Origin of the sequence: Pseudomonas sp. 22526, from assembly GCF_052044735.1 — a bacterium.
Taxonomy (GTDB): domain Bacteria; phylum Pseudomonadota; class Gammaproteobacteria; order Pseudomonadales; family Pseudomonadaceae; genus Aquipseudomonas; species Aquipseudomonas piscium.
The window spans coordinates 31790-48325 of record NZ_JBQENK010000020.1 but is presented as its reverse complement, the minus strand read 5'-3'; the positions used below and the strand labels follow the sequence as shown (position 1 = coordinate 48325).

Sequence of the window (16536 nt, the reverse complement as noted above, 5' to 3'; positions counted from 1 at the left end):
AGGACGCCATGTCGACGCTACAGCAACTGTTCTCGGCCCTGCCGTTTTTCCAGCTGGCGGTGATCATCGTCGCCAGCCAGCTGTGCGGCGCGCTGCTGGCCCGCTGGGGGCAGTCGCGGGTGATCGGCGAAATCTGCGTGGGCATCCTGCTCGGCCCCTGCCTGCTGCTGGCCCTCGGCGCGCAGTGGCATGCGGTGGTCTTTCCGGCGGCCATCCGCCTGGGCATCGAGACCCTGGGCAATATCGGCCTGGTCCTGCTGATGTTCCAGATCGGCCTGCGCTTCGACAACAACCACCTGGGCAACCACAAGATCGGCTTCAGCGCCCTCTCGGTGGCCGCCGGCGGGGTGATCCTGGCCTTCGCCCTCGGGGCCATGGTCGGGCTGCTCTCCCACAGCGCCCTGGCTCCCGCCCAGCCCCGGCTCGGCTACATACTGTTCTGCGGCATCGCGCTGTCGATCACCGCCCTGCCGGTGCTGGTGCGCATCATCAGCGACCTGGGGTTGGAGCACTCATTGGCCGGGACTGTGGGCATCGCGGCGGCCGCCATCACCGACATCATTGGCTGGGTGCTGCTGACCCTCATCGTCGCCCTGTCCAGCAGCGACAGCTCGCTGTTCGGGGTGTTGCGCCAGTTGACCTTCATCACCCTGTTCCTCGTCCTCGCCCGCTGGGGCTTACGCCCGCTGCTGCACGCCCTGACGCGGTTGCTCGCGACACGCAGCGCAACCCCCGCCGCCGATATGAGCATGGCGCTGATGCTGGCGACCGCCCTGCTGTGCGGCTGGATCACCACCCTGATCGGCCTGCACAGCGCCCTGGGCGGGCTGATCGCTGGCTGGCTGCTGCGCGAGCAGCGCCAGCACTGGCACCGCCATATGGAAGGCTTCGTCAACATCGGCCTGGTGCCCTTCTACTTCGCCGCCACCGGGCTGAAGATGGACCTCGGCGCCCTGGCGCCCCTCGACAGCTGGCTGTGGCTGCTGGCCTTCTTCGCCGCCGCGGTGCTGGGTAAAACCCTCGGCTGCTACCTCGCCGGACGCCTGGCCGGGCTGTCCGCGGAGGTCTCGCGCAGCGTCGCGGTGTTGATGAACACCCGTGGCCTGATCGAAATCATCGTGCTCTCCGTGGGCCTGGACATGGGGCTGATCTCCCAGAGCGCGTTCTTCCTGTTGCTGATGGTGGCCATCGCCACCACCCTGATGACCACCCCCTTGCTCAAGCGCCTGGCCAGGACCGGGCCCGCCCCATCCGCCCTGGCGAAAGGCGAGCTGCAGACGTCCGATCGCTAACCATCGACCGACCGGGGAGGCCGGGAAAACCCACAAGCTACACTCGCAGCTTGTGCCTTGCCCGCGCCCGAAAGCCCGGCCTGGCAATGGATATTCCTCGCCAACCACAGGAGGTGCGGCGGCCATGGCCTTTAGCGAAATCGACTACGAAACCCAGGGACCGATCAGGATCATCCGCTTCAACCGGCCGCAGCAACGCAATTGCATCGGCCCCACCACCCACCTGGAACTGATCGAGGCCTGGAGCCGCTTTCGCGACGATCCGGACGCGCTCGTGGCGATCATCACCGGCGCCGGCGACCAGGCCTTCTGTGCCGGCGGCGACCTCAAGGCGGCGCTCGATCTGGTGCCTACCACCCCGGACGAGATCGCCGCGCACAATCGCGGCGAGCGCCCCGGGATCATCGGCCCGAGCCGCTGGACGGATATCTACAAACCGGTGATCGCCGCGGTGAACGGTCTGGCCTACGCCGGCGGCCTGGAGTGGGCCTGCTTCGCCGATATGCGCATCGCCGAGGAACACGCCACCTTCGGCGTGACCTGCCGCCGCTGGAACATCGGCCTGGGCGATGGCGGCACCCAGCGCCTGCCACGCATCGTCGGCATGGGCCGGGCGCTGGAGTTGATCCTCACCGGCGAAGTCATCTGCGCCAACGAGGCGTTGGCTATCGGCCTGGTCAACGAGGTCGTCGCCAAGGGCCGTTCCCTGGAACGGGCGCTGGAGCTGGCGCACCTGCTCTGCACCCTGCCCCAACCCGCCATGCGCTCGGACAAGGAAGCGCTCATCCGCGGCTACGGCCAGCCCCTGGCCGAGGGACTGCGCATCGAAGCCGAGTGTTTCAACCGCTCCATCCATCAGCCGGAAACCCTGGAAGGACTGCGCCGCTTCCGCGAACGCGACCACCCGGACCTGCGCGGCGATGTTCCGGCCCAGACGCCGGGGTTGATCAAGGATTGAGGGCCATAGCGTCACCGGTGCGGCTCACGCACCGGCTGCAAACAGCGCAAACAAATACGGCTTCACAGGTTCAACCAAGGGCAGCTCCATGCGGCGCCAGCCCAGGTAATTTGGGACATAGCCTTTTTTATGTCTCGGTATCGGCTCCGCGTGCCCTGGCCACATCAAAAGAGCCTCTTCCACAGGCGCTTGAACCCATTCGGCTGTTCCGCCTACTTGTCGGTCTATTGAGGCGCCGAGGGCAGCGGAGAAGGCGGCGCAGCGGACGGGCGCGGCGCTTGGCCACTGCGTGTGCGCTTCTCATACTGGCCCCGGATTGCGAGTAGTTCGGGGCTGTCCGGACGGGCTTCCAGGCCATGCTTGATATAGGCCCGCGCCAGGTCGCGATCGCCCTTGGCATACGCGCTTTTGCTCATCTCGGCGTAGAGAAGCGCCACCTGGTCCAACCCGGCCAGCGCCTGGGCGTGCCCCGGCGCCAGGCCGAGTATCTGCCGGTAATAGAACACCGCACTGTCATCCTCGGGCTCCAGCAGGTGTTCTTCGGCGATGCGCTGCTCGGCCAGTTGCCGGTAGCCGGCGATCCGCGCCGCGACTACCCGTTGCAGTCCTTGCCGGGCCTCCGTGCTGGCTTCGTCGAGCTGCAAGGCCTGGTTGAAGAAATACTCGGCATTGTCCTGCGCCGGCTCGACCAGCTGGCCCGCCGCCAGGCGCTGTTCGCCACGTGTCAGCAGCTCGGCGATCTCGATCCGCGGCTGCAGGTACAGGCCGGTGCCGCTGGCAGCGCCGAGCAGCAGCAGGCTGCCGAGTGCCCACAGCGCCAGGCGCCTGTTCGGGCTGCGCCGGCGGGAGGGCTCGGCCTGGGCCTGGGCCTGGGGCGGCGCAGGATCGATCAGGGCCGGCGCGAAGCGGGTAGATTCCAGCTCCACCTCGCTGGGCCCGTCCGGTTGCTCTGGCTGGTCCAGCTCATCGAGTGCCTGCAGCAGCGCCTGGCAGTCGGCGAAGCGCTGGTTGGGATCCTTCGCCAGCATCCGCTCGAGCACCGCCTTGTACGGGTTGATGTGCGCCGGCAGGCTCGGCGGCGGCATCTGCACCTGGTTCATCACGGTCTGGGTATAGCTGGCGCCGCGGAACGGATTGGTGCCGATGAGCATCTCCAGGAGGATGACGCCCAGACTGTAGATGTCGGTGCGGATATCCAGCGGCTGGCACTGCGCCTGTTCCGGGCTGCTGTAGGCCGGGCTGCCGACCGCGATGCCGAGCCCGGTGAGCTCGCTGTCCATCTCCAGCGCCTTGGCGATGCCGAAATCGGTGATCACCAGCGTGCCGTCGCTGCGGAAGAGGATGTTCGCCGGCTTGATATCGCGGTGGATCAGACCCTGCTCATGCACCACGGCGAGGCCGGTGGCAATCTGCCGGACGATATCCAGAGCGCGCCTCGGCTCGAACACCTCGCCCTTGTGCCGGGCCAGATCGCCGCCGCCGACGAACTCCATGGCCAGGTAATAGCGGCCATCGGCCAGTCTGTTGATGTCGTGGATGGTGATGATGGCGGGGTGGTGCAACGAAGCGACGATATGTCCCTCGCGGATGAAGCGCTTGCTGAACGCCTCGTCATTGGCATTGAGCAGTACCTTCACCGCCACCTTGCGGTGCAGCGACTCCTGGGTTGCCAGGTAGACTTCGGCCATCCCACCTTGGCCAAGTCGGCTATGCAGGCTATAGCCGGGTATTTCGGGTAATAGTTCGTCCATGAAAGCATCCGTGCGCAGCCGCTGATTGGGGGTATCGCCGATACTGTCGGGCCGAATGTCACCCGTTGGATCGGGTTTCTAATTTTAGAACTTTTCCGATAGTTCCCGGCTCGCCGTCTGCCGCCGTCCGTCGGCAAGCACGGCAGCGATAACGACACAGGCACCGCGACCCTCCCCAAGGGGCAGTCGCGGGTGATCGGCGAAATCTGCGTGGGCATCCTGCCGGGCCCCTGCCTGCTGCTGGTCCTCGGCGCGCAGTAGCATACGGCGGTCTTTCCGACGGCCATCCGCCTGGGCATCGAGACCCTGGGCAATATCGGCCTGGTCCTGCCGATGTTCCAGATCGGCCTGCGCATCGAAGCCGAGTGCTTCAACCGCTCCATCCACCAGCCGGAAACCCTGGAAGGACTGCGCCGCTTCCGCGAACGCGACCACCCGGACCTGTGCAGCGATGCACCGGCCCAGACACCGGGGTTGACCAGGGATTGAGGGTTGCGGCGTTACCTGCGGGGCTCAGGCAGCGGCTTAAACAACGGCGATCTACGCCCTCCGTTTACCCCCTCCCCCCAGGCAATTATCGACATTCCACCCATACAACCACTGCACCGCATCATAGAACTGCGCCTGGCTGCGCCCCTCCCACAGGCTGTTGCGCACACTGCGCTCGACGCCCTGGGCATGGTAGAGGCGGCCCATTTCGCGGGTGGACCAGACTACGCGGGCGGTGCGGGGGATGCGCACCGATTCGTAGAGGCGGAACGCCGCCTGCAGGTCGTGGCCGCAGGCCTTGACCGCTTCGCCCAGGGTCACCGCGTCTTCCAGCGCCATGCACGCGCCCTGGGCCAGGTACTGGCTCATGGGGTGGGCGGCGTCGCCGAGCAGGGTCGCGTTGCCCTGGCCCCAGCGCGCCACCGGCTCGCGGTCGGCGGTGGCCCAGCGGCGCCAGGAGCTGGGGGTCTCCAGCAGCCGGGCCGGGCTCGGGTGGATGCCCTGGAAGTACGACAGCACCTCGGCCTTGCTGCCGTCGCGCACGCCCCATTCTTCCTGCTCGCGGCTATGGAAGGTCACCACCAGGTTGTACTGCTGGCCGCCGCGCAACGGGTAGTGCACCAGGTGGCAACGGGGCCCGGCCCACAGCACCGGGGCGTTGACCCGCAGTTCCTCGGGCATCTCCTGTTCGTCGACCACCGCCCGGTAGACCACATGCCCGGTCACCCGCGGCGTGTCGCCCAGCAGCTGCTCGCGCACCACCGACTTGACGCCGTCGCAGCCCAGCACCGCGTCCGCCTGGTAGCGTTGGCCATGCTGGTCGATCAGGGTCACTCCGGGCCCTTGCAGGTCCATGCTGGTAATCCGGGTCGAGGTCTGGAAGCTGATCAGCGGGTCCTGCTCCACCGCCTCGAGGATCGACAGGTGGATATCGGCGCGGTGGATCACCCCATAGGGGTTGCCGAAACGCTGCTGGAACGCCGCGCCGACATCGATGCGCACCACTTCGCCGGCATCCACCGCGTCCATCATGATGATGTGATCGGTGAACACCGAACGGCGTCGCGCCGCCTCGCCAGCGCCCAGGGCATCCAGGGCCGCGTAGGCATTGGGCCCGAGCTGGATGCCGGCGCCGATCTCGCCGATCTGCTCGGCCTGTTCCAGCAGTTGTACGCGGATGCCCTGGCGGGTCAGGGCCAGGGCCGCCGCCAGGCCACCGATGCCGCCGCCGACGATGATGACTTTTTGTTGTTGTTTTTCGTGGTTCATTAACGCTACCTCTGTGATGCGATGCGGTCAGGGGGTGGAAATCAGGGGATGTAGTCCGGCTGCCGGTCCGGCGCCGCCTGCTGGAACGCCGGCTGGCCCAGGCAGTGCCGATGGATCGCCAGGGTCAGTTCGAAGCGCTCCAGGTCACAGCCCATACGCAGCGCGTTGGCCACCTGGGGCACCAGGCAGCAGTCGGCCAGGGTCGGCTGTTCGCCGAAGCAGAACGAGCCGTGGCCATGGCGTTGCAACAGGTTTTCCAGGGCCTCGATGCCCTGCTCCGCCCAGTGCCGGTACCAGTCGTTTTTCTGCTGTGCGCTCACCCCGAGACGCTCTTGCAGATAGGCCAGCACCCGCAGGTTGTTGATCGGGTGGATGTCGCAGCCGATCAGGTTGGCCACCTCCAGCACCCGCGCCCGCGCCAGGGGCTCCTGGGGGATCAGGCGCACCTCGGGATGCAGGGCATCCAGGTAATCGATGATCGCCAGCGACTGACTGAGGCTGACCCCATCGTCATCCACCAGCAGCGGCACGCTGGCGCTGGGGTTGAGCTCCAGGTACTGCGCCGCGCGCTGCTCGCCCCGGCGCAGGTTGACCGGCAGGCAATCGAACGCCAGCCCCTTGAGCGCCAGGGCAATGCGTACCCGGTAGGAAGTGGAACTGTTGAAGAAACTGTAAAGCTGCATAGCTGCGCTCCTGGCACATCGAACAAGAAATCAGGGCTGCGCCGGGGCCTCGACCAAGGCTGGCGCAGCCGGTGCCGCGCGGTAACGGCGGCCCATGAGGAACATCGCGCCGGCGGCGATCAGGGCCGGGGCCATCAGCAGGCTGAAGATGTCGTTGAAACCCAGGCCCAGGCTGAGCATCACCCCACCGCCCAGGGTGCCGGTGATCGAACCTATGCGCCCGACTCCATGGGCCCAGGCCACCCCGGTGGCGCGGCTGGCGGTGGGATAGAACCCCGAGGCCAGGGCGTTGGCGCCGACCTGGGTGCCGCTGATGCAGAAGCCCATGCCGGCCACGCAGAGCACCAGCGGGTAGAACGACTGGTAGTACTGGCCGATGGCCCAGAGGAAACCCGCGCCGCACAGATAGGCCAGGGTCAGCACGCGCCAGGGGTCGAGGCGATCCATGCTGGCGCCCAGGCTCACCGCGCCGAGGGTGCCGCCAATCTGGAACATCGCGCTGATCAGCGCCGCCTGGCTCAGGCTCAGGCCGGTGTCCTTGATCAGCAGCGGCAGCCAGTTGGTCATCATGTAGATGATCAGCAGGCTCATGAAAAACGCCGACCACAACAACAGGGTGCCGCGGCTCAGGTGCCCGCGCAGGATCAGGCGCACCGGCGACACCGGCTTGGCCCCGACCACGCCCGCGTCGCCCAGGTCGAAGCGGCCGTTCCAGCCCTCGGGCAAGGGCCCGATGCGCCGCAGGATGGCGCCGACCCGCTCGCGTTGCTCGGCCTTGCGCAACACCAGAAAGCGCACGGATTCAGGCAACAGCCAGATCAGCACCGGCACCAGCACCAGCGGCAGCACCCCGCCCAGCAGCAACACGCTGCGCCAGCCGTGCAGCGGCACCAGGTGCGCCGCGACCACGCCGCCTAGGGCCGAGCCCAGGGTGAAGCCGCAGAACATGCTGGTGACCATCAGCGAACGGCGGCGTTGCGGGCAGTATTCCGAGGTCAGGGTAATGGCGTTGGGCATCGCCCCGCCCAGCCCCAGGCCGGTGAGAAAGCGCAGCACGGTGAGGGTTTCCAGGTTGCCGGCGAAGGCCGCGGCAACACTCCAGCCACCGAAGAACAGCACCGACCACAAGAGCACGGTCTTGCGCCCCAGGCGGTCTGCCAGCGGCCCCGCGGCGAAGGCGCCGAGCATCAGCCCGAGCAGCGCGGCGCCCAGTACCGGGTTGAGCTGGGCCGGGCTCAGCCCCCACTCCTCACGCAAGGCCGGGGCGATAAAACCGACCGCGGCGGTGTCCAGCCCGTCCAGCGCGGTGACCAGGAAACACAACAGCAGAATCAGCCACTGGAACGGCGCCACCGGCTGCCGGTCAATGAAATCCTGTACATCCACACTGTTGTTGTTATCAGTGGAAGACATGATCGAACTCCAGCGGCCCGGACCTGCGCCCGGGCCGCATCAGCAAGGAAGGAAAAGGCTCAGATAACCCGCACGCGCAGCTCGCCCAGGGACTCGACGCCGCCCAGCATCAGCTCGCCGGCCACCACCGGGCCGACGCCTTCGGGGGTGCCGGTCATGATCAGGTCGCCCGGCTGCAGCTCGAAGAAACGCGACAGGTAGGCAATGGTTTCCGGCACCGACCAGATCAGCTTGTCGATATCGCTGCGCTGCTTGTCCTGGCCGTCGACCTGCAACCAGATCGCCGCGTGTTCCAGGCCAGCCAGCTGCGCGGCCGGGGTCAGGGGCCCGATCGGCGCCGACTGGTCGAACGCCTTGCCCAGCTCCCAGGGCCGGCCCATTTCCCGGGCCTTCATTTGCAGGTCGCGACGGGTCATGTCCAGGCCCACGGCGTAGCCCCAGACGTGCTCGTTGGCCTGCTCCTTGGCGATGTCGCGCCCGCCCTTGCCGATGGCCACCACCAGCTCGATTTCGTAGTGGTAGTTGCTGGTCTCGGCGGGGTACGCAAGCTCCAGGGTCTGGCCGTTGTGTACCGGCACCACGGCATCGGCCGGCTTGCAGAAAAAGAACGGCGGCTCGCGGTCCGGATCGAAACCCATCTCCCGGGCATGGGCGGCATAGTTGCGGCCGACGCAGTAGACGCGGCGCACGGGAAAGGTGTCGTGGCTGCCATTGATCGGCAACGCGGTGATGGCAGGCGGGGTAACGACATGAGTCATGGTCGGCTCCAAAGTCTGGGCGGAAGGTTCAAGGGGTCTCGCGGGATTCACGCAGGATGCCCAGCGCTTGCTGCACCGGACGGTCGGAGAAGCTGAACAGCACGCACTCCTGCTCGCACTGGAAACGCACCGGCGCCCAGCTGGGCACGACAAACAGGTCGCGGGGTTCGAAATCGAAGCGCTCGGCGCCGATGAACACACTGCCCTGCCCCTCCACCACGCTGAACACGCTGGCATCGGTGCTGCGGTAGGTCTGGCCACGGAAACCGCGCGGCAGGATCTGCATGAAGGTGGCGATGGTCGGCATCGGCCAGCCGCCGGTGGCCGGGTTGACGTAGCGCAGCTTGACCCCGTCCCAGGGGTCGATCTGCTCCTGGCGCAGCAGGATGTCCAGGGCTTCGCGGGTGCGGCTGTAGGGGTAGCTGAAGATCGGTGAGGTGTGCGAGCTGACCTGATGCCGCACCGGCAGCATGTTCATGCCGAAGCGCGCCAGGCTGTTGCCTTCCGGACGCAGGATCGGCTGCTCCGCGACCTCGTGGTTTTCCGCGAAACCGGCGTCGAAGAAACGCACCAGCGGAATGTCCAGGCCGTCGAGCCAGATCACCGGCTCGCCGCCTTCGGCCTCGCTGGGGTTGCCGTGGTCGTGCCAGGCCCAGGACGGAGTGATGATGAAATCCCCCGGTTCCATGGTGGCGCGCTCGCCTTCCACCGCGGTGAACGCGCCGCGGCCCTCGACCACGAAACGCAGGGCCGACTGGCTGTGGCGATGGCTGGGGGCGATCTCGCCCGGCAGGATCAACTGCAGGCCGGCGTACAGGCTCGAGGTGATAGAGGCCTGGCCACGCAGCGCCGGGTTCTCCAGCACCAGCACGCGGCGCACCGCTTCCTGCGCGGAAATCAGCCTTCCGGCCTCACTCAGATAGGGACGCAGTTCCTTGTAGCGCCAGAGGGCGGCGACACAGGCGCCGGCCGGCTGTTGGGGCACCAAGTTGTGCAGTTGCTCCCACAGCGGGAACAGATTGTGTCGATCAATGCGCTGATAGAAATCCTGGCGCAACCCGTCGCTCTTGTTATTCATGGGACACCTTTGCGAGTTGTGTGGCAGCGATTATCGAACCGATACCTATGCACGAATAATGGTATTTATGGATCGTTCCATACCTAAAAACACATACCATCAGAAAGACAGCGGGTACTCGACGATGACCCGCCATTCGTCCAGGTCCGGCAGGTCGGCGCGCTGCACGGCGGCGTCGGAACGCAGGGTCGCCTGGCGCACCCGCAGCGACAGGTCGCGGGCCGGCCCGCTCTGCACCACGTAGCGCGCCTCCAGGTCGCGCTCCCAGCGCCCGCCGTCGTCGATGGCCTTGAAACGGTCGTAGGCGCCGCCCCCGTAGCCCGAACCGTCGATACCGGAACTGCTCAGGTAACGCCCCATCAGGCTCAGCCCGGGTATGCCGAACGCCGCCAGGTTCAGGTCGTAGCGCAGTTGCCAGGAGCGTTCGTGGGGCAGGTTGAAATCGGCGTTCTGCGACTTGTTGGCGAGAAAGCCGATGGCATCGCCGGGCATGGCGCCGAAGCCCAGGTAGTCGAATGGCTCGTCGCCGTTGATCACCTGCCGGGCCAGGGTCAGCTTGTGCGGGCCGAAGGCATACGCGAGGCTGGCCGACCAGGCGTTGTTGTCGATCGGCCCGGCCAGCGCCTTGCCGCTGTCCCGGGTGTGGTAACCGGCCAGGGCCAGGCTCAGCGAATGCGCGGCATCGATCGGCCAGCGGTATTCGGCGCTGACGAAGTACTGCTTCCAGACGTCCTGGTAATCCGCGCTGAACGCGCCGAGCTTGAGCCGCGGCGTGGCCTGGTAGAAACCGCCGAGGTAATCCACCTGGCGCACATCCAGCCGCGCATAAAAAGCGCTGAGCGGCCCGTCGCGGTTGGTCGAATTGACGCCGTTGCCGGAGGTGAAATGCCCAGCGTCCAGGTTCAATCCGGGCAGCTCGCCGCTGAGCAGTTGCAGGCCCTGGGCGGAGGACGGCAACAGCCGCGCCGTGGCCATGGCGAACACCGGGTTGTTGGGCATCAGGTCGCCGTACTTGAGCTCGGTGGCGGACCAGCGCAGCTTCAACGCGCCGCCCACCTCGGCCCACTGCTGCTCCGGGTTGCCCTGGCTGTCGGTGGGCATCAGCATCACCGGCGAGCGCCGCCGGCTGCCGTCGAGCCGCAGGCCGAGCATGCCGAAGGCATCCACCCCCACGCCCAGCACACCCTGGGTGTAGCCGGAGCGCAGGTCGAGGATAAAGCCCTGGGCCCATTCCTCGCGCAGGCTGGTGGGCCCCAGGTCGCTGCGGAAATCGCGATTGAAATAGAAATTGCGGCTGGTCAGCTTGAGGCTGGCGTCTTCGATCAGGTCGGTCGATTCGGCCTGATTCTGGTTCTGGCTCTGGGCCGGCACGAGCGCGCTGACGCCCAGCAGCGACAAGCCCAGGACGGTAGTTGGGTAAGGCAAAGGCATGGCGGTACACCCTGTTTGTTGGAATTGTTCAGGTGGTGCGGGGGCGATTATTCAGGGCTCATGCATATCCGAATAATGCTATTTTCTGATCAACCCATACGTGTAGAGGTATACCCATGGCCGCCGACTGGACCCGCCGCCTGCGCATGCAGCACCTGCAATTGCTGGTCAGCCTGGAAGAAACCGGCAGCGTCAGCGAAGCCGCGCGCGCCACCTTCAGTACCCAACCGGCACTCTCGAAATGGCTCAAGGAGCTGGAAGACGATGTCGGCGCGCCGCTGTTCGAGCGCCATGCCCGCGGGCTCAAACCCACGGTCCAGGGCCTGATGCTGCTGGGGCACGCGCGGCGGGTGCTGAGCGAAATGGACCGCGCCCAGCAGAACCTCGCCGCGCTGCAGGACGGCAGTTCCTACCGGGTGGCCATCGGCACCTCGCCGGCCTCGGCGCCGAACCTGGTGCCGGCGGCGATCATGAAGTTTCTCGAAGGCCATCCCCGGGCCCAGGTCGAACTGCATGAAGGCACCATGAACCACCTGCTCGACCGCCTGGAGCTGGGGCAACTGGACCTGGTGGTGGGCCGCCTGGACAACTACGCGCCGCGCAGCAACCTGCACAGCGAGCTGCTGTATGACGAAGCCATGCGGGTGATCTGCCGCCCCGGCCATCCGCTGACCGAACGCGCGAGCCTGAGCTGGCCGGACCTGTACGGCTACGACTGGATCGTCTGGCCCCAGGGCACGCCGATCCGCAGCAAGCTGGACATGGCCCTGACCAGCGTCGGCCAGGGCCCGCTGCCCTACCGCATCGAATCCTCGTCGCTGATCGGCAACCTGTGGCTGCTGCAATACAGCGACATGCTCTCTATCGCTTCCGACCGGGTGGCCGAGCACTTCACCCGGCGCAAGCTGGTGGTGCCGCTGGATTTCGAACTCAACGCCGTGGGTTCCCTGGGCATGTGCTGGCGCGACGAACCACATCCGGACCCGAGCCTGCCGGGGCTGCTGGCCAGCCTGCGCTTCGCCGCCGAGCGCCAGTCATCGGACTATGCGGTGCCGCCGGGAACCCTGGAACTCCAGTAGCAGCCGGCAGCAGCACCGACTCAGGAACGCCCCTCATCCACCGCCTTGTCCGACGCGACGGGCGGATCGATGCCCCAGTCGCCATGCAGGTACCAGTCCTCGCCGAGCATCTCGGCGGGGTGCATGGTGCGGTCCGAACCATTGCCGCAGGCCAGGGCATTGGCCGCGCAGTAACGATCGCAGCCCCAGCAGATGCGTTCGGGGTGCTTGGGGCTGATGGGAAAATTCTTGGCCATGGCGTTCCCCGGATCGCGGGTGGGAGTGGCTCCCAGGCTACGACGCCCGCGGGGAAACGCCCTTGATCAGGGTCAAGAATGACAGGCCCGGGGCGCCTGTCTCGGCACCCCGGGCCAGCCGCTACTGCGCGGTCACTGGCTCGAAGCGCACCGCCAGCTTGCGCAAGGCGACGTAGAACACCGGGGTCAGGAACAGGCCGAACAGGGTCACCCCGAGCATGCCGGAGAACACCGCGACCCCGGTGGCGCGGCGAATCTCGCTGCCGGCGCCGCTGCCGATCAGCAGGGGCACGGAACCGGCGATAAACGCCACCGAGGTCATGACGATCGGCCGCAGGCGCAAGCGGCAAGCCTCCAGCGCCGCCTCGATGATGCCCTTGCCCTGGAGCTCCAGTTCCCGGGCGAACTCGACGATCAGGATCGCGTTCTTGCAGGCCAGCCCCATCAGCACCACCAGCCCCACCTGGACGAAGACGTTGTTGTCGCCGCCGCTGAGCCACACCCCCGACAAGGCCGCGAGCATGCACACCGGCACGATCAGGATCACCGCCAGGGGCAGCGTCCAGCTCTCGTACAGGGCCGCGAGGACCAGGAACACCAGCATCACCGCCAGCGGGAACACCACAGCCGCGGCATGGCTCTGGGTGACCTGCTGGTAGCTCAGGTCGGTCCATTCCAGGGTGATGCCGCGGGGCAGCACCTGGGCGGCGATCTCTTCCAGCTTGGCGATCACCTGGCCCGACGACAGCTGCTTGGGATCGGAGTCGCCGATCAGGTCGGCGGCCGGGTAGCCGTTGTAGCGCACCACCGGGTCGGGACCGTAGCTGGGCGTCACCGTGATCATCGCGCCGAGGGGCACCATCTCGCCCCGGTCGTTGCGCACCCGCAGGTTGGTGATGTCCTCGGCGGTCTGCCGGTAGGAGCTGTCGGCCTGGGCCATGACCCGGTAGACCCGGCCGAACAGGTTGAAGTCATTGACGTAGACCGAGCCCAGGTAGGTCTGCAAGGTATTGAACACATCGCTCAACGACACCCCTTGGGCCTTGACCTTGACCCGGTCCACCTGCACCTCCAACTGCGGGATATTGGCCTGGTAGGAGCTGACCGGGTAAGTCATGCCCGGGGTCTGCGCCACCGCGGCCTGGAAGGCGCTCAAGGCATTCTGCAAGGCGCCGTAACCGAGGCCCGCGCGGTCTTCGAGGTACAGCGAATACCCTGAACCGTTGCCCAGCCCCTGGATCGGCGGCGGCAACAGCGCATAGGCAAAACCTTCGTGGACCTGGGACAGCTTGGCGTTGAGTTCGGCATTGATCTGCGCCGCGCTGCGCTGACGCTGGTCGAACGGCTTGAGGATCACGTAGGCGGCCATGACATTCGGCGTGTTGACCGACTGCAAGGCATTCAGGCCGCTGAAGGCCGGCACGGTATCCACGCCCTCCACCGAGAGTGCCGTCTCGATCAGCTCGCTGGTCACCGCATCGGTGCGGGCCAGTGACGCGCCTTCCGGCAGCTTGGCGCCGGCGAACAGGTAGAGTTTGTCCTGGGTCGGGATAAAACCGCCCGGCACCAGGTTGAACAGCCAGGCCGTGCCGATCAGCAGCAGGGCGTAGAGGAAGAACACCGAGCCGCGCCGCCCCAGGGAGTAGGACACCAGGCCGTGATAACCGTCGGAGCGGCGCTTGAACATCCGGTTGAAGGCGCGGAAAAAGCCCCCGAACACCTTCTGGATGCCCCGCTCCAGCCAGTCCTGCGGCGCGCCGTGGGGCCTGAACAGCTTGGCCGCCAGGGCCGGCGACAGGGTCAGGGAGTTGATCGCCGAGATCACCGTGGAAATCGCGATGGTCACCGCGAACTGCTTGTAGAACTGGCCGGTGACGCCGGAGAGAAAGGCCATGGGAATGAACACCGCGCAGAGCACCAGGGCGATGGCGATGATCGGCCCGGACACCTCCTTCATCGCCCGGTGCGCGGCCTCCCGCGGGTCGTAGCCCTGCTCGATGAAACGCTCGACGTTTTCCACCACCACAATCGCGTCGTCGACCACGATGCCGATGGCCAGCACCAGGCCGAACAGGGTCAGGGTGTTGATCGAGTACCCCAGCAGGTACAGCCAGGCGAAGGTGCCGATCACCGACACCGGCACCGCGATCAGCGGGATGATCGAGGCGCGCCAGGTCTGCAGGAACAGGATCACCACCAGCACCACCAGCACCACCGCCTCCATCAGGGTGTGCTGCACCGCGCTGATGGATTCGCGGACGAACACCGTCGGGTCCCACACCGCCTTGTAGGCCACGCCTTCGGGGAAATGCTCGGACAACTCGTCGAGCTTGCCGTAGACCGCCTCGGCGACCTGCAAGGCGTTGGCCCCCGGCGAGAGGAAAATCCCCACCGTCGCCTGGTTGCGGTCATCCAGGCGTGCGCGCAGGGTGTAGTCGCTCGCGCCGAGTTCCACCCGCGCCACGTCCGACAGCTTCACCAGTTGCCCGTCCGCCCCGCTCTTGAGGACGATATCGGCAAACTCCTGCTCGCTGCGCAAGCGCCCGCGCACGCTGATCGACACCAGGAAATCAGCGCCTTGCGGCGAAGGCTCGGCCCCCAGCTGGCCGGCCGAGACCTGCACGTTCTGCTCGCGGATGGCGTTGACCACGTCGGCCGCGGTGAGCCCGCGGGCGGACAGGCTGTTGGGGTCCATCCAGATGCGCATCGCATAGTCGCCCGAACCGTAGACCCCGACATCGCCGATCCCGGACAGCCGCGACAGCTCGTCCTTGACGTGCAGGGTCAGGTAGTTGCGCAGGTACAGCGAGTCGTAGCTGTTGTCCGGGGACAGCAGGCTGACGTACATCAGCGGCGTCGGCGATTGCTTCTGGGTGGTCACGCCATACTGCCGCACCTCCTCCGGCAGCCGCGACAGCGCCTGGCTCACGCGGTTCTGCACGCGCACCGCGGCGGTGTCCGGATCGACGCCGGGGACGAAGGTGATGCTCACCGCCAGGCTGCCGTTGGAGCCGGCGACCGACTTCATGTACATGATCCCTTCGACGCCGTTGATCGCCTCTTCCAGGGGCACGGCGACCGACTCGGCGATCTCCTTGGGGTTCGCCCCCGGGTAGGTGGCGCGCACCACCACACTGGTCGGCACCACCTCGGGGTATTCCCCCGACGGCAGCACCGGGATGGCGATCAGGCCGAGGGCGAAAATGATGATCGACAGCACGATGGCGAAGATTGGTCGGTCGATGAAGAACTTGGAAAAATCCATGGCCGCTCTCCCTTATTTCGCCAATGGCGTCTGGGGCGCGGCGGTCGAGGCCTGCTGCGTCGGCGCGGAGATTTCCTTGGGCTCCACCGCCATGCCCGGGTAGAAGATCTTCTGCGCCCCGTTCAGCACCACCCGATCGCCGGCCGCCAGCCCCGTGCTGATCACCCGCAGGCCATCCAGCTGGCGACCGAGGGTCACATCCTTGCGCAGGGCCTGGTTTTGCGGGCCGATGACGTACACGTATTTGCGGTCCTGGTCGGTTTGCACCGCGCGGTCGTCGATCAGCACCGCGCGGGTCTCGCTGCCGCCTTCAAGACGCACCCGGGCGAACAGGCCCGCGGTCAGCCGGCGCTCGGGGTTGGGCAGCACCGCGCGCACGCGGATGGTGCCGGTGGCCGGGTCGACCTGGTTATCCAGGAAGTCCACGGTGCCGGTCAGGGGGAAGGTCCCGACATCGTTGGCCAGGCCGACCCTCACGGTATTGCTCACCCCCGGGCGCTGGCCCTTGCCCATCAGCTCGGTGTAGCGCAGCAGGCTCTGCTCGTCGGCGTCGAAATAGACGTACATCGGGTCCTGGGAAACGATGCTGGTCAATATGCTCTGGTCGGCCTGGGCCAGGTTGCCGAGGGTCAGCATGGCCCGCCCGACGCGCCCGGAAAACGGCGCGCGGACCTGGGTGAAGTCGAGGTTGAGCTGGGCCGTGGCCACCTCGGCGACGGCCGCGTTCACATCCGCCACGCCCTGGGCCAGGGTGGCGCTGCGAATATCGCCCTCCTCCCGCGACAGCGCCGACTGCCTGACCAGCGCCTGGCCGCGGCGGTCCTGCTCGGTGGC

13 protein-coding genes and 1 pseudogene are annotated in these 16536 nt (G+C 66.8%); 4 read left to right on the top strand and 10 right to left on the bottom strand.

Going from position 1 to position 16536, the window contains the following annotated elements:
• Nucleotides 1-8 precede the first annotated feature (8 nt).
• Together ACTJKT_RS25210 and ACTJKT_RS25205 are read left to right on the top strand one after the other, a co-directional pair.
• Nucleotides 9-1292: a cation:proton antiporter gene (locus tag ACTJKT_RS25210; protein ID WP_440788974.1), complete on the top strand. Its 1284-nt coding sequence runs from the start codon at nucleotides 9-11 to the stop codon at nucleotides 1290-1292.
• A gap of 124 nt (nucleotides 1293-1416) precedes the next feature.
• Nucleotides 1417-2250, top strand: coding sequence for an enoyl-CoA hydratase/isomerase family protein (locus ACTJKT_RS25205; RefSeq protein ID WP_440788973.1), 834 nt, complete (start codon nucleotides 1417-1419; stop codon nucleotides 2248-2250).
• 224 nt (nucleotides 2251-2474) lie between these two features.
• Here the strand turns inward: ACTJKT_RS25205 and ACTJKT_RS25200 are convergent, their stop codons facing one another.
• Nucleotides 2475-4001 carry a protein kinase domain-containing protein gene (locus ACTJKT_RS25200; protein ID WP_440788972.1) on the bottom strand — a complete coding sequence of 509 codons (1527 nt, stop codon included), beginning with the start codon at nucleotides 3999-4001 and terminating at the stop codon, nucleotides 2475-2477.
• Nucleotides 4002-4346: 345 nt separating this feature from the next.
• Between ACTJKT_RS25200 and ACTJKT_RS25195 the strand changes: the two are divergent.
• Nucleotides 4347-4490: pseudogene (locus ACTJKT_RS25195) on the top strand (enoyl-CoA hydratase); the annotation flags it as partial.
• 51 nt (nucleotides 4491-4541) lie between these two features.
• Here the strand turns inward: ACTJKT_RS25195 and ACTJKT_RS25190 are convergent.
• From ACTJKT_RS25190 to ACTJKT_RS25165, 6 genes are all read right to left on the bottom strand, one after another.
• Nucleotides 4542-5759 (bottom strand): 3-hydroxybenzoate 6-monooxygenase, encoded by a 1218-nt coding sequence (locus ACTJKT_RS25190; protein ID WP_440788971.1) that lies wholly within the window; start codon nucleotides 5757-5759, stop codon nucleotides 4542-4544.
• 41 nt (nucleotides 5760-5800) lie between these two features.
• Entirely contained in the window at nucleotides 5801-6442 is a 642-nt protein-coding gene (gene maiA, locus ACTJKT_RS25185; RefSeq protein WP_440788970.1) for a maleylacetoacetate isomerase, read from the bottom strand.
• Between the two features lie 30 nt (nucleotides 6443-6472).
• On the bottom strand, nucleotides 6473-7855 hold the full coding sequence (locus ACTJKT_RS25180) for an MFS transporter (protein ID WP_097303894.1): 1383 nt from the start codon (nucleotides 7853-7855) through the stop codon (nucleotides 6473-6475).
• 59 nt (nucleotides 7856-7914) lie between these two features.
• Nucleotides 7915-8613, bottom strand: coding sequence for a fumarylacetoacetate hydrolase family protein (locus tag ACTJKT_RS25175; RefSeq protein WP_440788969.1), 699 nt, complete (start codon nucleotides 8611-8613; stop codon nucleotides 7915-7917).
• 28 nt (nucleotides 8614-8641) lie between these two features.
• Nucleotides 8642-9691, bottom strand: coding sequence for a gentisate 1,2-dioxygenase (gtdA, locus tag ACTJKT_RS25170; protein ID WP_440788968.1), 1050 nt, complete (start codon nucleotides 9689-9691; stop codon nucleotides 8642-8644).
• A 99-nt stretch (nucleotides 9692-9790) separates the two neighbouring features.
• Entirely contained in the window at nucleotides 9791-11122 is a 1332-nt protein-coding gene (locus ACTJKT_RS25165; protein ID WP_440788967.1) for an OprD family porin, read from the bottom strand.
• Between the two features lie 116 nt (nucleotides 11123-11238).
• Here ACTJKT_RS25165 and ACTJKT_RS25160 point away from each other — a divergent pair, with 116 nt between their 5' ends.
• The gene (locus ACTJKT_RS25160; protein WP_440788966.1) at nucleotides 11239-12201 is read left to right on the top strand and encodes a LysR substrate-binding domain-containing protein; all 963 of its coding nucleotides are present in this window, start codon (nucleotides 11239-11241) and stop codon (nucleotides 12199-12201) included.
• Nucleotides 12202-12221: 20 nt separating this feature from the next.
• Here ACTJKT_RS25160 and ACTJKT_RS25155 read toward each other — a convergent pair whose 3' ends face one another.
• The 3 genes from ACTJKT_RS25155 to ACTJKT_RS25145 all read right to left on the bottom strand — a co-directional run.
• Nucleotides 12222-12437 (bottom strand): DUF3079 domain-containing protein, encoded by a 216-nt coding sequence (locus ACTJKT_RS25155; protein WP_440788965.1) that lies wholly within the window; start codon nucleotides 12435-12437, stop codon nucleotides 12222-12224.
• A gap of 121 nt (nucleotides 12438-12558) precedes the next feature.
• Nucleotides 12559-15702: an efflux RND transporter permease subunit gene (locus ACTJKT_RS25150; RefSeq protein ID WP_440788964.1), complete on the bottom strand. Its 3144-nt coding sequence runs from the start codon at nucleotides 15700-15702 to the stop codon at nucleotides 12559-12561.
• 12 nt (nucleotides 15703-15714) lie between these two features.
• Nucleotides 15715-16536 (bottom strand): efflux RND transporter periplasmic adaptor subunit (locus ACTJKT_RS25145; protein ID WP_440788963.1); only part of this gene is annotated, 822 nt, incomplete at its 5' end.